This window comes from Streptomyces sennicomposti, from assembly GCF_019890635.1.
Classification (GTDB): domain Bacteria; phylum Actinomycetota; class Actinomycetes; order Streptomycetales; family Streptomycetaceae; genus Streptomyces; species Streptomyces sennicomposti.
In genome coordinates this window covers 1-534 of sequence record NZ_JAIOAB010000144.1, presented here as the reverse complement: position 1 = coordinate 534, position 534 = coordinate 1, and the positions used below count along the sequence as shown (strand labels likewise).

Annotated in this window: 1 protein-coding gene; it reads left to right on the top strand. The window is 66.5% G+C overall.

Going from position 1 to position 534, the window contains the following annotated elements; all coding sequences use genetic code 11:
- A partial coding sequence (locus tag K7787_RS31455) for a flavodoxin-dependent (E)-4-hydroxy-3-methylbut-2-enyl-diphosphate synthase (RefSeq protein ID WP_223003716.1) occupies nt 1-534 on the top strand: 534 nt, incomplete at both ends.

The following is a 534-nucleotide window of genomic DNA, read 5'->3' as shown; positions in this document are numbered from 1 at the left end:
CGCGCCGGTGTCGGTGCAGTCGATGACGACGACGCGTACGTCGGACATCGGGGCGACGTTGCAGCAGATCGCGGAGCTGACGGCGTCGGGGTGTCAGATCGTGCGGGTGGCGTGTCCGACGCAGGACGACGCGGACGCGTTGGCGACGATCGCGCGGAAGTCGCAGATTCCGGTGATCGCGGACATCCATTTCCAGCCGAAGTACGTGTTCGCGGCGATCGAGGCCGGGTGCGCGGCGGTGCGGGTGAATCCGGGCAACATCAAGAAGTTCGACGATCAGGTGCGGGAGATCGCGAAGGCGGCGAAGGACCACGGGACGCCGATCCGGATCGGGGTGAACGCGGGTTCGCTGGACCGGCGGCTGCTGCAGAAGTACGGGAAGGCGACGCCGGAGGCGCTGGTGGAGTCGGCGCTGTGGGAGGCGTCGCTGTTCGAGGAGCATGATTTCCGGGACATCAAGATCTCGGTGAAGCACAACGACCCGGTCGTGATGATCGAGGCGTACCGGCAGCTGGCCGAGCAGTGCGACTATCC